The 14662-nt window shown below is 58.7% G+C and carries 11 protein-coding genes and 1 rRNA gene; 9 read left to right on the forward strand and 3 right to left on the reverse strand.

The window, feature by feature from the left end; all coding sequences use genetic code 11:
- From rrf to nrdF, 7 genes are all read left to right on the forward strand, one after another.
- Nucleotides 1-80: ribosomal RNA gene (gene rrf / locus F7D08_RS09985) — 5S ribosomal RNA — on the forward strand; the annotation flags it as partial.
- Nucleotides 81-455: 375 nt separating this feature from the next.
- Nucleotides 456-2912: a beta-glucosidase GluB gene (gene gluB, locus F7D08_RS09025; protein ID WP_152210309.1), complete on the forward strand. Its 2457-nt coding sequence runs from the start codon at nt 456-458 to the stop codon at nt 2910-2912.
- Nucleotides 2905-3447: a GtrA family protein gene (locus F7D08_RS09030; RefSeq protein ID WP_152210310.1), complete on the forward strand. Its 543-nt coding sequence runs from the start codon at nt 2905-2907 to the stop codon at nt 3445-3447. Before gluB ends, F7D08_RS09030 begins: the two co-directional genes overlap by 8 nt.
- A 320-nt stretch (nt 3448-3767) precedes the next feature.
- Nucleotides 3768-4022 carry a glutaredoxin family protein gene (locus tag F7D08_RS09035; protein ID WP_193316284.1) on the forward strand — a complete coding sequence of 85 codons (255 nt, stop codon included), beginning with the start codon at nt 3768-3770 and terminating at the stop codon, nt 4020-4022.
- Between the two features lie 20 nt (nt 4023-4042).
- Nucleotides 4043-4534 (forward strand): class Ib ribonucleoside-diphosphate reductase assembly flavoprotein NrdI, encoded by a 492-nt coding sequence (gene nrdI, locus F7D08_RS09040; protein ID WP_226803470.1) that lies wholly within the window; start codon nt 4043-4045, stop codon nt 4532-4534.
- 48 nt (nt 4535-4582) lie between these two features.
- Nucleotides 4583-6775, forward strand: coding sequence for a class 1b ribonucleoside-diphosphate reductase subunit alpha (nrdE, locus tag F7D08_RS09045; protein WP_152210312.1), 2193 nt, complete (start codon nt 4583-4585; stop codon nt 6773-6775).
- Between the two features lie 254 nt (nt 6776-7029).
- The gene (gene nrdF / locus F7D08_RS09050; RefSeq protein ID WP_152210313.1) at nt 7030-8022 is read left to right on the forward strand and encodes a class 1b ribonucleoside-diphosphate reductase subunit beta; all 993 of its coding nucleotides are present in this window, start codon (nt 7030-7032) and stop codon (nt 8020-8022) included.
- 171 nt (nt 8023-8193) lie between these two features.
- Here nrdF and F7D08_RS09055 read toward each other — a convergent pair whose 3' ends face one another.
- The 3 genes from F7D08_RS09055 to F7D08_RS09065 all read right to left on the reverse strand — a co-directional run bounded on the left by F7D08_RS09055 (nt 8194) and on the right by F7D08_RS09065 (nt 11593).
- A complete protein-coding gene (locus tag F7D08_RS09055) occupies nt 8194-9507 on the reverse strand; it encodes a sensor histidine kinase (RefSeq protein WP_226803461.1) in 1314 nt (437 codons plus the stop codon).
- 11 nt (nt 9508-9518) lie between these two features.
- Nucleotides 9519-10238 (reverse strand): LytR/AlgR family response regulator transcription factor, encoded by a 720-nt coding sequence (locus F7D08_RS09060; protein ID WP_152210315.1) that lies wholly within the window; start codon nt 10236-10238, stop codon nt 9519-9521.
- Between the two features lie 104 nt (nt 10239-10342).
- Nucleotides 10343-11593 (reverse strand): glycosyltransferase family 2 protein, encoded by a 1251-nt coding sequence (locus F7D08_RS09065; protein WP_193316285.1) that lies wholly within the window; start codon nt 11591-11593, stop codon nt 10343-10345.
- A gap of 318 nt (nt 11594-11911) precedes the next feature.
- Between F7D08_RS09065 and F7D08_RS09070 the strand changes: the two genes are divergently transcribed.
- Both F7D08_RS09070 and F7D08_RS09075 read left to right on the forward strand, forming a co-directional pair.
- Nucleotides 11912-13039, forward strand: coding sequence for an ABC transporter ATP-binding protein (locus tag F7D08_RS09070; RefSeq protein WP_034535199.1), 1128 nt, complete (start codon nt 11912-11914; stop codon nt 13037-13039).
- Nucleotides 13040-13216: 177 nt separating this feature from the next.
- Entirely contained in the window at nt 13217-14626 is a 1410-nt protein-coding gene (locus F7D08_RS09075; protein WP_152210316.1) for a DUF4032 domain-containing protein, read from the forward strand.
- Nucleotides 14627-14662 lie beyond the last annotated feature (36 nt).

The raw sequence follows: 14662 nt of genomic DNA on the forward strand, positions 1-14662 counted from the left end.
TTCCGAACCCGGAAGCTAAGGCCTGGCACGGCGATGGTACTGCACCCGACAGGGTGTGGGAGAGTAGCACACCGCCGCATTTAACGTTGAGGAAAGCCCGATACCACGAAGGTACCGGGCCTTCCCGCTATAACGGCACAGACATGACTAGGGATTGTTCGGAGACAACATCTCCGAACAATCCCTTTTTGTTATTGCCGCCATTTGGCAGACAAAATTACGCTTATCCCTCAATCACCGAAGCGATGAAGCTGCCTGAATCTCTACCGTTTGTGCGCGGTAAACGACAGGTTGTGTGATAGGGCCTGCACGCGTTTTGCGAACCTGATTGAATCAGACTAGCGGCGAGAAGTCTGAACGTCACAGTGGTGTCACATCAGATGCATCGTTAATGAATCAATGGTCGTGCACAGCGGTAATAGTGCGGCGACAGTGCAAGGAAGGACGAGTGCGAGATGGAACTCGAAGAACTTTCGGTAGGCGAGAAAGCGGCGATGCTTTCCGGCGGCTCCGAATGGGATTCGCGCGGCAATGAGCGTGCAGGCATCCCCAGCTTTGTAATGAGCGATGGCCCCCACGGTGTGCGCCGCCAGCTCGGTGAAGGTGATCACCTCGGTTTGGGCGCATCCAAGCCGGCCACCTGTTTCCCTACCGCAGGAACGGTGGCCAATTCTTGGGATCCGGCACTTGCAGAGGAAATGGGTGAGGCGTTGGGCAAGGAAGCCCACGATCTCGATGTGAACGTGCTGCTGGGCCCGGGCCTCAACATCAAGCGCAACCCGTTGTGCGGCCGTAACTTTGAATACTATTCCGAAGACCCAATCGTGGCTGGCCGCATGGCCGCAGGCCTGATTCGAGGCATCCAGTCCAACGGCGTTTCCGCATGCCCCAAGCATTTTGCCGTCAACAGCCAGGAGCTGCGCCGTCAAGCCTCCAACAGCGTGATTGACGAGCGCACCATGCGCGAAATCTACCTGACTGGCTTCGAAATCGCCGTGCGCGAGGCCGCGCCGATGACCATCATGACCTCGTACAACGAGATCAATGGCGTTTATGCGCACGAAAACAAGCACTTGCTGCAGGATATTCTGCGCGATGAGTGGGGCTTCAACGGCATGGTCGTCTCCGACTGGGGTGGCTCCAACTCCGCCGTGGCCGCAGTCAAGGCCGGCGGATCGCTGGAAATGCCAAGTCCCGGTTATACCTCAGTGCGCGAACTCGAAGACGCGGTCAAGGCAGGCACGCTGTCTGAGGCTGATCTCAATGCTCGTGCGGCGGAAGTGGCCAAAATCGCCCGTCTGACCCGTACTGAGGGCGTCGGCCGTGACGATCTGCTGGATGATGCCATCGCTGCCGCACACCATGAAGTGGCCCGCAAGGTGGCTGAAGGCTCATCCGTATTGCTGAAGAACACCAACGCCGCACTGCCGCTGAAGCCCGGCATGCATGTGGCTGTGGTGGGCGATATGGCCAAGACCCCACGATTCCAGGGCTCTGGCTCCTCCAAGGTGAACGCCACCCGTGAAGAAAACATTGTGGATGAACTGACCGCAGCCGCCGAATCCACCGGTGTTACGGTAACCGGTTACTCTCAGGGATACGACCGCCAAGGGGCTGCCAACCAGGCGTTGCTGAATGAAGCGGTTGCTCTTGCATCGCAACCTGGTACGGATGCCGTAGTTGCCGTAATCGGCCTCGACGAGCGCAGCGAATCCGAAGGTTTGGATCGCTCCACTATGGCCATTCCACAGGTACAGAATGATTTGATTGCTGCCCTGACCGCTACAGGCAAACCGGTGATTGTGGTGCTGGTGGCCGGCTCTCCGGTGGAACTGCCGTGGTTCGATGATGTGGCGGCAATCCTATACGTAGGTCTCTCTGGCCAGGCTGGAGCTTCCGCCACCGTGCGCGCGCTCACTGGTCAGATCAACCCGTCCGGTCATTTGGCTGAAACCTGGCCGATGCGCTATGAGGATTGCCCGTCCGCCGGCTGGTATCCGGCCGTGGGCCGTGACGCCATTTATCGCGAGGGACCGTTCGTCGGCTACCGTTACTACGAAACCGCTCAGGTGCCGGTGCGTTTCCCATTCGGCTACGGTCTGAGCTATTCCAGCTTCACCTACAGCGATCTCATCGCTGACGAAACCGGCGTTCAGTTCATCGTCACCAATGATTCCGATGTGCCAGGCGCCACTGTCGCACAGCTGTACGTCGCCGGACCATCACGATCGGAAGCCGACGCCGCGGGTGTGCTGCGCCCGGTCCGTGAGCTCAAGGGCTTTGCCAAAATTGAGCTTGGCGCACACGAATCGAAGACCGTGCACATCGAATTCGACCGGTACACCTTCCGTCATTTCGATGTCACGATGAACCGCTGGGCCACCGAATCCGGCATCTGGACCTTGTCTGTGGGCACAAACGCTGAAGATTTGCCGCTGAGCACCCCATTCGCCGTCGCTGGCGATGTGGACGCGGTCACTGCCAACCCGGCGCTGGGCCACTACCTGACTGGTGATGTCAAGCACGTCACCGATGCCGAGATGACCGCACTCTTCGGTCGTGAAGTCATCGCTTCCGGCAGGCCCACGACGTTCGGCGTGAATGATCCCATCTCGAGTTGGGTGGATTCGCGAGGCTTCGCTGCACGGACCATCGCCGCAACGCTGACCAAGCGTGAAGCTTCCGTACGGCAGAAGACCGGCTCTCCGGACCTCAACACCCTGTTTATTCTCAATATGCCGCCGCGGGCGATGAGCAAGATGACGCAGGGCATGGTCGATTCGGCCATGGTGGATGCCATCGTCGCCATCGCCAACGGTCACACGTTCCGCGGGCTCGGCGGCTTGATCGCCGGATTCTTCCGCAACCAATCCGTCAACAAGCGCACTGCAAAGGAGCTCAACAATGACTGATACCAACACCACTCCCGCTGCCGGAGAGAAGAAGCTCGGCCCTATCCGCCAGTGGATCAAGGATCACCCCACCATTTGGGAATTCATCCTGTTCAACGTGCTCTCGAACATCTCCACCATTTCACGTTTCGCGGTCACGTGGATCGGTACCGCGATTTTCGTGGCAGGCCTTGGCATCACCACGCCGTTCCACTTCCTCATCTTCAACTACCCGGAATCCGGTAATGGCCTCGGTGGCTTCCTCACCTTCCTCTTCGCCGAGGTCATCGCTCAGGTGGTGAACTTCTTCGTGCAGATGAAGTGGGTGTTCAAGTCCGACTCCAGCTTCAAGGATGCCGCTTGGAAGTACGCCATTCTGGCCGTGGTCATCGTGGTGGTGAACCTTGTGCTGCCGGGCTACGTGACTTCTCTGTGCCAGGGCTGGGGCATGAATGCCGGCGTGGCCGGCACCATCGCCTCCGTGGTGAACACCTTGCTGGCCGTGGTGGTGAGCTACCCGCTGCTCAAGTTCTGGATTATGCCCAAGAACAAGTGAGGTACGTACGGCGATAATCTACGATCATTCTTTCTGACCACTCCTTCCGCTGATTGGCCGGCGACGTTGCTCCTCGAACGTCGCCGGCCAATTTTTGTGATGCGCAACTGATGAGCAGTAGTGCAAATGTGAGCCACGCCACATCGCGGAAAACGATTCATGGGGCCGGCCGTCAATAAATGGCGGAAAATCAAGGTAAAACACTATATCTAGTGATGCAGTATGCAACACGCCACTACACATAGTGGCTTGATTGCAAACCACATGGTTGTAAGATGGCATTCGCTTTCATTCACATTGCTGCCAAAAGGGGAGTTGCCATGACCGTCACCGTGTTCACCAAGCCGCATTGCCCGCAGTGCGAGGCCACCAAGCGCCAGTTCACCAAGTTGGGCGTGCCGTTTGAAACCGTGGACCTGACGGAAAACCCCTCCACCCTTGAGCAGCTGCAGGCCGCCGGCTTCCAGCAGGCTCCAGTCGTCATTACGCCGGACAACTCCTGGACCGGCTACCGCCCGGATCTTATCCGTGAAGTCGCCAAGCAGGCTGCAGCGACCGCTCCGGTGGCCGCGTGACGCTGCGTGACGCAGTCGCAGTGGTTGCGCCCTCCGGCCAGACTGAGAGTGAGCATACCGCCAGCGCACCAGAATATGCTGCACAAGGCACTCCGATAGGCGCGCTGGTTTATTTCTCCTCAGCTTCCGAAAACACTGCACGATTTGTGGCAGGATGCCGATTCCAGGACGAAGGCATCAACGTGTACCGTGTGCCGCTGAAGGCTTCCGAGCCAGCGCTGAACGTACGCGAACCGTACGTCATCATGGTGCCGACGTACGGTGGTGGCGTCATCAAGAAGGCCGTACCGATTCAAGTTAAGCGCTTCCTCAACGACCCGGAGAATCGTGCATGGATTCGCGGCGTCATCGCATCTGGTAACACGAACTTCGGTGAAGCCTACTGCGCGGCGGGCGATATCATTTCTGCAAAATGCCACGTGCCGTTCCTCTATAAATTTGAGTTGATGGGCACCCCGGAAGACACCGCCGCCGTGAAAAACGGCCTTGTGAAATTCTTCACGACCAAGTAATCGTTGTTCTCAACCGTTCCGCAACATTGCAAGGACCACAACCTAACTATGACCGATTTCACCAACACCGAACTGGCCCTCGACAACACGTCGCATGCCGCTGAGCCCACCGATCCCGCGCACGATTACCATGCGCTGAACGCGATGCTCAACCTGTATGACGCCAACGGTCAAATCCAGTTCGACAAAGACAAGGCCGCCGAGCGTGCCTATGTGACCAACCATGTGGCCGCGAACACGGTGGCCTTCCCATCAACGGCGGAGCGACTGCAGTTCCTGATCGACAACCAGTACTACAACCCCGCGGTGTTCGCCCAGTATTCGGCTGAATTCCTCGACCGTTTCTACGCACACGTGGAATCCGCCGGCTTCGAATTCGGTACCTTCCTCGGTGCCTTCAAGTTCTACACTTCGTATGCGCTGAAGACCTTCGATGGCAAGCGCTACCTCGAGGATTTCCCGCAGCGCTGCGCCGCCGTGGCGCTGGAACTCGCCGCCGGCGACGAAGCCCAGGCCATCGAATACGCCGACGAAATGCTCGCCGGCCGCTTCCAGCCCGCAACCCCCACCTTCCTGAACCTCGGCAAGGCTCAGCGCGGCGAGCCGGTCAGCTGCTTCCTGGTGCGCATCGAAGACAACATGGAGTCCATCTCCCGCGGCATCAACGCGGCCTTGCAGCTCTCCAAGCGTGGTGGTGGCGTAGCCCTGCTGTTGAGCAACCTGCGTGAGCTCGGCGCTCCGATCAAGCACATCGAAAACCAATCCAGCGGCGTGATTCCGGTCATGAAGCTGCTGGAAGACGCATTCTCCTACGCCAACCAGCTGGGTGCCCGTCAAGGTGCCGGCGCTGTCTACCTGAGTGCCCATCACCCGGATATCCTGCGATTCCTCGACACCAAGCGCGAGAACGCGGACGAGAAGATCCGCATCAAGTCCCTGGCGCTCGGTGTGGTGATTCCGGACATCACCTTCGAACTGGCCAAGCGCAAGGAGCAGATGGCCCTGTTCAGCCCCTACGATGTGGAACGCGTCTATGGCAAGCCGTTCGCCGACATCGCCATTTCCGAGCATTACGAGGAGATGGTGGCGGACGATCGCATCAAGAAGACCTACATCGACGCCCGCAAGTTCTTCACTACCATCGCCGAACTGCAGTTCGAATCCGGCTACCCATACATCGTGTTCGAGGACACAGTCAACCGCGCAAACCCGATCGAGGGCCGCGTGACCATGTCGAACCTATGCTCCGAAATCCTGCAGGTGCAGGAGCCCAGCGAATTCAACGAGGACCTGACCTACAAGTACGTCGGTCGCGACATCTCCTGCAATCTCGGCTCCCTCAACATCGCCAAAGCGATGGACGGCGGGTTGGCACACACTGTGGAGACCGCCATCCGCGCGCTTACCTCGGTGGCCGAGCACACGAGCATCAACGCCGTGCCCTCCATCCGCCGCGCCAACGAGGAAGGCCATGCCATCGGCCTTGGCCAGATGAACCTGCATGGCTTCCTGGCTCGCGAGGGCATCATGTACGGTTCCGAGGAAGGCCTCGACTTCACCGACATGTATTTCATGACCGTGGCCTACCACGCCTACCGAGCCTCCCACAAGCTCGCCGTGGAACACGGCCAGGCATTCAAGAGCTTCCCGACCTCGGATTACGCCAAGCCGGCCGGCCAGGGCAACTATTTCGACAAGTACACCGATGGCCGCCGTTCCCTTGAGCCGCGTACCGCCCGCGTGCGCGAGCTGTTCGCCAAGTTCGGCATTGCCATCCCGACCGTGGCTGATTGGCAGGCGCTGCAGGCCGACATCATCAAGGACGGCATCTACAACCAGAATCTGCAGGCCGTGCCGCCCACCGGATCGATCTCCTACATCAACCACTCCACGAGCTCGATTCATCCGATCGCATCCAAGATCGAAATCCGCAAGGAAGGCAAGATCGGGCGTGTGTATTACCCGGCGGCCTACATGACCAACGACAACCTTGAGTACTATAAGGATGCCTACGAGATCGGTTGGAAGGCCATCGTCGACACCTATGCCGAAGCCACCCAGCACGTCGATCAGGGTCTCTCGCTGACGCTGTTCTTCCCGGACACCGCCACCACCCGCGACCTCAACAAGGCCCAGATCTACGCCTGGCGCAAGGGCATCAAAACCCTCTACTACATCCGCATCCGCCAGCAGGCGCTGGAAGGCACTGAGGTGCAGGGCTGCGTCTCCTGCATGCTCTGACAGTCTGATGGAGTGTCCTCGGCGTTGCTCCTCGGTCGACGTACCTTCGTACGCCTTCCCTCGGTGCGCCTAGAGGACACACGCATCAGACCATCAGAGTCTGTTACAACGTACATTCGATAATCATCTATGACCGGCAAGCGGTGGGTTGAAGGACGTGTTGTCAGACCGTAAAGACTTGGCCAGAGCGGCCTGGAGCGTGTCGGACAACACGTCCTTCAACCCACCGCGCCCATCGTAAAAAGGAACACAACATGCCACCGATTTCTATTCCGCGTAAGCCGTTGAAGCTTATTGACCGTGTTTCCGCAATCAACTGGAACCGTTTGGAAGACGAGAAGGACCTCGAGGTCTGGGACCGTCTGACCGGCAATTTCTGGCTGCCTGAGAAGGTCCCGGTTTCCAACGACATCCCATCCTGGCAGCAGATGAGCGAAGAGGAGCACACGCTCACCATGCGCGTGTTCACCGGCCTGACCTTGCTCGACACCATCCAGGGCACGGTCGGCGCAGTCTCCCTGATTCCGGATGCGCTCACCCCGCACGAGGAAGCCGTGTACACGAACATCGCGTTCATGGAATCCGTGCACGCCAAGTCCTACTCCTCGATCTTCTCCACCCTGTGCTCCACCGAGCAGATCGACGCCGCGTTCGACTGGAGCGAACAGAACGAGTTCCTGCAGAAGAAGGCCGAGATCGTACTCGACTACTACGAGGGCGATAATCCGTACAAGCGCAAGGTGGCCTCCACACTGCTCGAATCCTTCCTCTTCTACTCCGGCTTCTACCTGCCGATGTACTTCTCCGCGCACGCCAAGCTCACCAACACCGCCGACGTGATCCGCCTCATCATCCGTGACGAGGCCGTGCATGGCTACTACATCGGCTACAAGTACCAGAAGGGCATCGCCCAGCTGACCGATGCTGAGCGCGCCGATCTGCAGGACTACACCTACGATCTGCTCAACGAGCTGTACGACAACGAAGTGGGGTACACCGAGTCCCTCTACTCCGGCGTGGGCTTGGTCGAGGACGTTGAGAAGTTCCTGCACTACAACGCCAACAAGGCGCTGATGAACCTCGGCTACTCGGCGCTCTTCCCGGCTGAGATCTGTGACGTGAACCCCGCGATCCTCGCCGCCCTGAGCCCCAACGCCGACGAAAACCACGACTTCTTCTCCGGCTCCGGCTCCTCCTACGTGATGGGCAAGGCCGAGGAAACCGACGACGACGATTGGGACTTCTGACTGTCGGTTTTTGAACACTGACTGTAGGATTTCCAACGCTGACTGTAGGGTTTTGAACGTTTTTTGTAGAAAAACCTACAGTCTTAGTTCAAATTCCTACAGTCAGTGTTGGAAATCCTACAGTCAGGTTATTGGCGGGATTATCCGAGACCCTACGGGATCAGTACGGGATCAACGCGGGATTAATGCGGTAAGAATGAACCAGTGATCCTCGGTGCGAATCGTCACTTCGCCGCCGTACTGTGCGGCGATGTGACGAATCGACTTCACACCGAACCCATGCCGTGAGGCGTCGCGCTTCGTGGTACGCAGCGCGCCCGTCGAGTCCTTCTTCAGCGTGGAATCATAGTAATTCTCCACGCGAATCACCATGAACCGCCCTTGACCATACAAGGCCAAGCGAATCAGGCGCTGCTGCTTGTCCGGTAGTTTGCTGGTCGCCTCAATCGCGTTGTCCAGCGCGTTGCCGAACAATGAGGCGATATCCATTGACGACATGCCATCCAACAGTTTGCCGTCCGCCACAGCGGTGAGCGTGATGCCCCGATCCGCACAAGTGCGCATCTTCGAGGTCAGAATCACATCCAATACCGGATTGCCGGAGTGTTGCTGCGCGCTCGCCGCAGCAACCGAAGCTTCCAACTGTTCGAATCCGGCTGCCGCATGCTCAGGGTCCACTTCCGCGCGCAAGGCTGCGATCTGATGCTTCAGATCGTGAGCCAGTCGTCCAATGGATTCGATGTTCTCCTTGGATGCCAGATATTCCTGATGCTGGCTTGCCAATTGCGCGTTGATCGAGGCCAGTTCCGCGTTCGCGGCCATGCGTCGTGCCTGCTCCTGCTGCGCGTAGAGAATCGCGAATCCGCAGAAATCCACCAATGTGCGGATGTAGAACACCTCCTGGCCCACAGTGCCGGAAAATGGCGTGTTGGTGGAGATGAAGCTCAGGTTGCTCATGGCGAACGTCGTGATGGTAATGGCCAAGGTGCCCACCGACAGCTGCCATGTGGTGCTGGTCGGCGCATCATGCGCGAAATTGCCGCGTTCCACCAGCCATGCGGCGGCGAATGCGATTGCGTACGTGCCGATGAGTATCAACGTGGTGAATGGCTCCCGCGGTGGCAGGCTGAGCCCGTATTGCAGGAATGTCACCAACTGCCAATGCAGTGAAGCGACCAATTCCGCCAGCACAAATGCGCGAGCGGTAATATACAGGCCTTCGCGATTGCCGGTGCCTGCGGCGAATCGCACGATCGCCCACATGCCGCCGAACGCCAAGAGCATGCCGATCACCCAGAACCACAGAGGCATCACACCATCGAGGTATTGGATGGCGATCATGCCCGCCAGGCCAGCTGCGCTGACCGTGGCTGTGCGCTGCCAGCTCACGCGGCGATAGATGGCCATGATGTACACCATACAGGCCAGCCATTCGCACAAGGCGGTGTAAAGGCGTGGAATATCAGGCAGCGCGTTGGTTATCATGGTGCCGTCCATTAGAGCGCACCCATGCCCATGTAGTTGGTCAGCGCGGTGAGGAACGCCTTCTTGCGCGGGCGGCTTACGCGCAGCGCCTCACCGTTCGACATCACGCAATCCTGCCCATCCACGCCGGTCACATGGCGCAGATTCACCAGATAGCAGGAGTTCGAGCGAAAGAAGTTCTGACCGGCCAGCCGTTCCTCGAAGTCCTTCAATGTGCCGGTCACCGAAAGCTTGCCGCCCTGCGTATGCACGATGATTGTGTGACGAATCGATTCGATGTACAGCACATCGGCCAGTTCCACGCGCATCTGCTTGCCGCCGGCTTCGATGAGCAGCGCCTCATCGGTGCGACGGCGCACCATATCAATCGAACGCTTGATTTCCTGCCGGAACGCGAAATAGGGGACAGGTTTCAGCAGATAGGAGAGTGCCTGCACCTCGTAGCCATTGATGGCATATTGCGGGGCGCCGGTGATGAACACGATGACCACCGAATTATCGCGCTCACGAATCCTGCGTGCCGCCGCCATGCCGTCCATGTGCTGCATTTCGATGTCCAGCAGCAGAATGTCGTACGTTGGCGTATATTTCTCTACGATTTGCTCGCCATCATCGAACACGGAAATCGTGAACTGCGTGCCGGTTTCGCTCTGATACTGATTCAGATAATCAAGCACCCTCTGACAGGCTTGCGGATCATCTTCGACCACCCCAACCCTGATATCGCGCATGACCAAACCCTCCCGTCATGGTTCCTCTGCGTGCCATCTTATCCGGTGCTCTCGGCGGACTATCGAGAAGCGGGGGCTTTATGGGAACATCTCTCGGCCTGGGGTCACTCCTGTTCGAAGGTGACGCCGTTGCGGGCGGCGCGGCGCTCGGCCTTGCGCTCTTCGGCGGCCTCGATGTGCTGGATGCGCAGTTGTCGCCAATCTTCGCGCATATCGCGGAATCGTTCGGCCAAGGTCATGTCATTATCGGCAGCATCGTGCCCGTCGTGAGCGGTATTGGCCCATCGCTCGGCGATCTGCTCCTTGGTGAGTGGAAGCCACATGGAGGATTCGCTCGGCTCGGCATCAGGCGCTGCCGCCAGTGCGTCCGCGGCGCTATCCGCGAACTTGGCCACGCCGAGCTTCAGCAACCCCAGCAGTTCGCGCAGCGTATCCGGAATCGGTTCGTCGCTCTCGCTGGCGGTTTTGGACAGTCGATCGATGCGGCGGCGAATCGCATCCGCATCTTCAGGGTTGATGTTGAGGCCGGCGATCAGTGATTGGCGAATCGTCTCATAGTCGAGATTGGCGAAGAAGTTGAGCTGCTGCAATGTCATGAAGCCTTTGAGCTCGGGGAATCGCTCAATGATATATGCCTCGCGATCGTCGGCGGCTTTGGTCCAATCGCGGGTAAGCTTCGGATCCCAGCTGGCGGTGATCGAGCCTTCGCGCATCCGGTAGTGGTACAGCACTTTCGGAATGCGCACCACTCGTGTGGCTTCGCCGATCACATTGCAGATGCGGGAGAGATCCTCGATTTTGCGGCCCACCGGGAAAGCGAAGCCAGTGTCGCGATAGGTTGCGGCCGGGGCCAGGAAAGCCCAGAAGTAACCGTCGATCTCGGCCTTGACCTGTTTTTTGATGGCTTCCACTGGAGTGAGAATCTGGACTTCGTCAAAGTCGTTGTGGCGATAGTTGGAGAGCAGGGGCCTGCCGCTTTCGGAGATAGTGTCGAACTGGAACATCACGAGGTCGGCATGGTATTCGCTCATGGCGTTGAGGCAATCCTCGACCAATGTGGGAGCAACGGTGTCATCGGAGTCAGCGAAGTAGATATAGGAGCCGGTGGCTTGTTTGATGCCGGCGTTACGCGCATCCGAGAGACCTCCGTTGGTCTTATGGATGACGGTTATGCGTGGATCTTTCGCCGCCCATGCGTCGCACATGGTGGGACAGGCGTCGGGCGATCCGTCGTCCACGAGCAGGATTTCGAGATTGCGGTAGGTTTGCGCTGTGACGCTCGCCACACAGGCGTCGAGGAACTGCTCGACCTTATAGACCGGGATGATGATGCTGACCAACGGCTCATGTTCCATGGCTCAAGCCTAACGCCGGGTCTCGCCGGTTTTCGTCGTAGCATCGCTTCGTGCTGTGAAACATACTGTGAAACGCAAGATTCGCGACACGCGCTGCGAAAACTTTCGCACCTGTGGCCTTGTTTTTGTACCTGACCCGTGTATAGTGATTCTTGGCTCAACGAAGAGAACCTTCACTGAACCGGAAAAAGTAAACGCTGAAGCTTGCAGTTCCGAGAAGCGACGTTGTGTGTCGGTGTTGTGGGTAGAAGCAAAAGGAAACAAATCCCTTTACAACGGATCGTGAGGCACGTACCTGCCTCTGAAAGGATTGAAATTATGGCAGAAGTCGTATTCGACCACGTCACTCGTATCTACCCGGGCAACGACAAGCCCTCTGTGGATGATCTGAATCTTGATATCAAGGATGGCGAGTTCCTCGTCCTCGTTGGTCCTTCTGGCTGCGGTAAGTCTACGACCCTTCGTATGCTCGCCGGCCTGGAAGAGGTCAACAAGGGCCGCATCCTCATCGGTGGCAAGGACGTCACCACGATGCAGCCGAAGGACCGCGACATCGCAATGGTGTTCCAGAACTACGCTCTGTACCCGCACATGACCGTCGCCGACAACATGGGCTTCGCCCTGAAGATCGCCGGCACCCCGAAGGAAGAGATTCGCAAGCGCGTCGAGAAGGCCGCTGAGATCCTCGACCTGACCGAGTACCTCGACCGCAAGCCGAAGGCTCTGTCCGGTGGTCAGCGTCAGCGTGTTGCCATGGGCCGTGCAATCGTTCGTGAGCCGAAGGTCTTCCTCATGGATGAGCCGCTCTCCAACCTCGATGCAAAGCTTCGTGTCCAGACCCGTACCCAGATCGCCGCTCTGCAGCGCCAGCTGGGTGTCACCACCCTGTACGTGACCCACGATCAGACCGAGGCTCTGACCATGGGCGATCGCATCGCCGTCATCAAGCTCGGCATCCTGCAGCAGGTCGGCGCTCCGACCGAGCTGTACGATCGTCCGGCCAACGTCTTCGTCGCTGGCTTCATCGGCTCCCCGTCGATGAACCTGAACACCCACCCGGTGGTCAACGGCAAGGCAAAGATCGGCGAGGACACCGTGGATCTGCCGGCTGAGGCTGTCAACAAGCTCACCGCTGAAGACAACGGCCAGATCGTGGTCGGCTTCCGTCCTGAGGACGCAAGCCTGGCTGCTTCCGACGACCCGAACGCCTTCTCTCTGAAGGTTGTGAACGTCGAGGATCTGGGCTCTGACGGTTACATCTACGGCAACATCATCACCGATGGCTCCGCCGCCGAGGCTTCCCAGGTTATGTCCGACCAGAACAAGCTCACCACGATTCGTGTGAACCCGCGTGCGCTTCCGAAGGTCGGTGCAACCGTGAAGATCAAGATCGACCCGGCCAAGATGCACCTGTTCGCTCCGTCGACCGAGCTGCGTCTGAACTAGTAGATACTTGGCGAGGTCTAACCGCTTCGTCAACCATTAAACGAGGTTATTCTCTTCCTCTCTTATGACCTCGTTGGAAAAGCCCTGCACAGCTGCGGGGCTTTTCTTTTTGCCTATGCTGTGCCGCTTCTATAATGACAACTAGCCGTTCCCACGAATTCAGTACGATGGAGTGCTATGGAAGTAACTAATCTGCCCCAGATGGATCCGCGCGCGTTGAAGGCCACATCCGTGAAGGCCGAAGACGAACACGCCAACTCCGCAGAGCCGCAGGCGCTGAAGATTACCGCCGCCAGCTCGAATCCGAAGATGTTCACACTGCCGTGGCACAAGCCGCTGGCTACCTGGCCTGAGGATTTGCTCGCCAACCTGCCGCGAGGCATTTCCCGCCACGTGGTGCGCTTCGTGCACGTGGGCGATGAAGTCTACGCCATGAAGGAAATCACACGTCAGGTCGCCGAGCGAGAGTACGAGATTCTGCGCCGGCTGCAGAAGCTCGAACTGCCGACCGTCACCCCGATCGCCGTGGTCACCGGCCGCCATGATAAGAACGGCGAGCCGCTGGAGGCCATTCTGGTGACCCGTCATCTGAAGTTCTCCCTGCCGTACCGCGCGCTGTTTGCCCGCAACCTGCAGCACGACACCGCCGAGCGACTCATCGACGCGCTCGCCGTGCTGATGGTCCGCCTGCACCTGGCCGGTTTCTACTGGGGCGATGTGTCCCTATCGAACGTGCTGTTCCTGCGCGATGCCGACGCGTTCTCCGCCTTCCTGGTGGATGCCGAAACCGGTGATCTGCAGGTGCAGCTGACCGATGGCCAGCGTGAATACGATATCGATCTGGCCCGCACGAACATCATCGGCGAACTGATGGATCTGGCTTCCGGCCGCCTGCTGCCCAGCGATGTGGACGAGATCGAGGTCGGCAACCGTTTGGTCGACCGCTATCACTCGCTGTGGAGCGCCCTGACCGATACCGACAAGTTCGGTCCGGATGAGATGTGGAAGATCGAGCAGCGTGTCAATAAGCTCAATGAGCTTGGCTTCGATGTGGACGAGCTGGAGATGAAGACCGCCGAGGATGGCAAGCGTGTGCTGGTCCGTCCGCGCGTGGTGGACGCCGGCTATGCGAACCGCAAGCTGCTGCGCCTGACTGGTCTCGATGTGCAGGAAAACCAGGCCCGCCGCCTGCTCAACGACCTCGATGCCTACCGTGCCTCCACCTGGCGTGACGGCGAGGAACTGGAGATTGTGGCCACCGACTGGATGCGTGAGGTGTACGAGCCGACCGTACGCATGATTCCGCGCGATTACCGCTCGCAGATCGAGCCGGCCCAGTTCTTCCATGAGGTGCTCGACCATCGTTGGTTCCTGGCCGAGAAGGCCGGCCATGATGTGCCGATGGCCGAGGCTGTGACCAGCTACATCGACAACGTACTGCCCAAGTACAAGCTCGATAAGAAGGACCTCGACGAGCTCAACGCCGAAGCTGATTCCGGCGTGGTGGACGACGAATACACCTACGGCGACTACGACGACGGCTACAACCCGGACGACGATCCGGATGCGGCGGTCTGGAGCCACTGAGTCATCAATACGCAAGAAGCCCTCTCAGATGAGAGG

This window comes from Bifidobacterium cebidarum, from assembly GCF_009193305.1.
Lineage (GTDB): Bacteria > Actinomycetota > Actinomycetes > Actinomycetales > Bifidobacteriaceae > Bifidobacterium > Bifidobacterium cebidarum.

What these genes read in the sequence shown, in the direction of transcription:
- F7D08_RS09030 (WP_152210310.1), top strand. Translation starts at nt 2,905, where the DNA reads ATGACTGATACCAACACCACTCCCGCTGCCGGAGAGAAGAAGCTCGGC.
- F7D08_RS09055 (WP_226803461.1), bottom strand. Translation starts at nt 9,507, where the DNA reads ATGATAACCAACGCGCTGCCTGATATTCCACGCCTTTACACCGCCTTG.
- F7D08_RS09035 (WP_193316284.1), top strand. Translation starts at nt 3,768, where the DNA reads ATGACCGTCACCGTGTTCACCAAGCCGCATTGCCCGCAGTGCGAGGCC.
- F7D08_RS09065 (WP_193316285.1), bottom strand. Translation starts at nt 11,593, where the DNA reads ATGGAACATGAGCCGTTGGTCAGCATCATCATCCCGGTCTATAAGGTC.
- nrdF (WP_152210313.1), top strand. Translation starts at nt 7,030, where the DNA reads ATGCCACCGATTTCTATTCCGCGTAAGCCGTTGAAGCTTATTGACCGT.
- gluB (WP_152210309.1), top strand. Translation starts at nt 456, where the DNA reads ATGGAACTCGAAGAACTTTCGGTAGGCGAGAAAGCGGCGATGCTTTCC.
- F7D08_RS09070 (WP_034535199.1), top strand. Translation starts at nt 11,912, where the DNA reads ATGGCAGAAGTCGTATTCGACCACGTCACTCGTATCTACCCGGGCAAC.
- F7D08_RS09075 (WP_152210316.1), top strand. Translation starts at nt 13,217, where the DNA reads ATGGAAGTAACTAATCTGCCCCAGATGGATCCGCGCGCGTTGAAGGCC.
- nrdE (WP_152210312.1), top strand. Translation starts at nt 4,583, where the DNA reads ATGACCGATTTCACCAACACCGAACTGGCCCTCGACAACACGTCGCAT.
- F7D08_RS09060 (WP_152210315.1), bottom strand. Translation starts at nt 10,238, where the DNA reads ATGCGCGATATCAGGGTTGGGGTGGTCGAAGATGATCCGCAAGCCTGT.